Annotated in this window: 2 protein-coding genes; both read left to right on the top strand. The window is 59.5% G+C overall.

Annotated elements, in window-relative coordinates:
- The first annotated feature begins 116 nt into the window (after positions 1-116).
- Positions 117-1,616, top strand: a complete 1,500-nt coding sequence (istA, locus tag EDD52_RS23450) for an IS21 family transposase (protein ID WP_132249014.1) — start codon at positions 117-119, stop codon at positions 1,614-1,616.
- 33 nt (positions 1,617-1,649) lie between these two features.
- Positions 1,650-2,387 (top strand): IS21-like element helper ATPase IstB, encoded by a 738-nt coding sequence (istB, locus tag EDD52_RS23455; RefSeq protein ID WP_207906092.1) that lies wholly within the window; start codon positions 1,650-1,652, stop codon positions 2,385-2,387.
- The last annotated feature ends 129 nt before the right edge of the window (positions 2,388-2,516 follow it).

The raw sequence follows: 2,516 nt of genomic DNA on the forward strand, positions 1-2,516 counted from the left end.
TGTGAATCGGCATGCGAAGTTGACCCACTTGGGTGGGTTATGAGCGAGTAAAATTGACCCACCTGCCACGTTAGCATCCGCGCAGAATAGCGCGGAGGAAAGAGCAGGTGATATTGATGGAAAGTGTATCGAAGATCAGACTTTGGATTTTGCAGGAGGGTCGCAGCATCCGGTCTGTGGCGCGGGCAACCGGTTTGTCGCGCAACACGATCAAGAAGTATCTGAAGGACGACAACCCGCCAAGCTATCAGCGGCAAGCACCACCGGCTCGTCATAAGCTTTGTGATGGATTTGACACGCGGCTTCAGGAGCTCTTCGAGCAGGATCAAAAGCGTCCGCGCCGGGAGCGGCGAACGGCCGCGAGGCTTTATGAGCAGCTTGTGTCGGAAGGGTATACCGGGTCCTATTCGCCGGTTCAGCGTTTCGTCCGAGACCTCAAGCGCACCGATGCCGGATCGGGAGAGGCGTTCATCCCCCTGCATTTTGCTGCCGGTGATGCCCTCCAGTTTGACTGGAGCGAAGAGCGCATTGTCCTGGGCGGTGTCGAGCAGAAGGTGAAGGTTGCCCACTTCCGCCTGTGCCACAGTCGCAAGCCCTTTGTCGTCGCCTATCCCGGCGAGAGCCAGGAGATGGTGCTGGATGCTTTTGTGCGGGCGCTGTCCGTCTACGGCGGGGTTCCGCGACGGGTGATTATCGACAATCCCAAAACGATGGTGACCTATGTCTCCCGCTCGAAGGACCGGGTGTTCCATCCGCGGTTCCTGGCATTGATGAACCACTATGTCATGGAACCGGTTGCCTGCACCCCCGCGTCGGGTTGGGAGAAGGGACAGGTCGAGAACCAGGTCCAGTTTTTACGAGGCCGCTTGTTTGTTCCCATGCCAGCCTTCGATGATCTGGATGGGCTGAACGACTGGTTGCGCCTGCGCTGCGAGGAGCTGGCAAATCGCGCCCATCCTGAATACTCCGCCCGCACGATTGCAGAGGTTTTTGAAGATGAGCGTGCCGAGCTGCGCCCCCTGGGGCGGGCTTTTGACGGCTACGTGGAGAAGACGCTGCGTGTCCGCTCCACCTGCCTGGTTCAATATGCCAGCAATCGCTACAGCGTGCCTTCCCGGTTTGCAGGCCAACATGTCTCCCTGCGCGCCTATGCGGGCCGGATCGTGCTGGTGTCAGGCCAGGACGTCATTGCCGAGCACAAGCGCCGCTTCACCCGCAACGTCAGCTACTTTGAACCGTGGCATTACGTTCCTCTGCTGGACCGCAAACCCGGCGCCTTGCGCAACGGGGCACCCTTCGTGGACTGGCAACTGCCCGATGCCATGCATCGGATCAGAGAACATTACATGGCCGGCAAAGGCGGGGATCGGGAGTTTGTCGACCTGCTCCTGCTGGCTCAGGATCACGGGATCGAGGTCGTCGAGATTGCGTGTGATCTGGCGGTGGAGCAAAACACCCTGCGCCTGCCGGCCATCGTCAATCTGATCAACCAGCTGGTCGAGCCGGTCATCACCCCCTTGGGCGAACCCTACACCTATCCGCAGCTGACCCTGCGCCCGGAAGCCGATTGCAAGCGCTATGAGGCATTGTACTCCGCCGAGGAGGCCGCCGCATGAACGCCCTCATCCATTGCCCGGCAGGCGCATCGCATGGCGATGCTGCCGAGAGGGGACCAACTGACCGCCCTGAGGCTGCATGGAATGGCAGCTTGCGCACATGATTTGCTGTCCGCGCGCAAGCCGCCAAGTCTGACCACTGCGATAAAACAACTGATCGACGCGGAGACTGTAGAGCGCCGGGTGCGCTCCATCCAGTATCAAATGCGGATCGCGAAGTTCCCGCATCACAAGGACTTCGCTACCTTCGATTACGGCGCAGCAGCCGTCACCAAAACCCAGATCGAGCCCTTCTGCTCGGGCCAGTTCACCGAAGAGGCACATAACCTCATCCTGGTGGGCGGAACCGGGACAGGCAAAACCCATATCGCGATCGCGCTTGGAGCCGCCCTGATCAACAACGGCAAGAAGGCCCGCTTCTTCAACGCGGTCGATCTGATCAATGCCCTGATCAAGGAACAGGCCGACGGCAACGCCGGGAAGATCATCCGGCAATTGTCAGCCCTGGATTGCGTCATCATCGACGAGTTGGGCTATATCCCGTTCCCGAAATCCGGCGGCGCATTGCTGTTCCACCTGATCAGCAAGCTCTACGAGAAAACCAGCGTCATCATCACCACCAACCTGGAGTTCGGGGAATGGGTCGCTGTCTTCGGCGATGCCAAGATGACAACCGCGCTCTTGGATCGCGTCATGCACCACTGCGCCATCATCGAGACCGGCAACAGGTCATACCGCTTCGCTCAGAGCAAAGGCCGCAGAGAAGAATAACCGCATCGCAAGCAAAGCCCCCAGGCGGACTCGCTATATGAGGGCGGCCCGCCTGGGGGCTTTGCCCTCTGAACGACGGGTCAAAATCAAACGCTGAAACCGGGTCAGTTTTGAACGCTCATTGACAAC

The sequence above is a fragment of the Primorskyibacter sedentarius genome (assembly GCF_004342065.1).
GTDB lineage: Bacteria > Pseudomonadota > Alphaproteobacteria > Rhodobacterales > Rhodobacteraceae > Primorskyibacter > Primorskyibacter sedentarius.

Coding starts and splice junctions, on each gene's coding strand:
- istB (WP_207906092.1), top strand. CDS start 1,650: ATGGCGATGCTGCCGAGAGGGGACCAACTGACCGCCCTGAGGCTGCAT.
- istA (WP_132249014.1), top strand. CDS start 117: ATGGAAAGTGTATCGAAGATCAGACTTTGGATTTTGCAGGAGGGTCGC.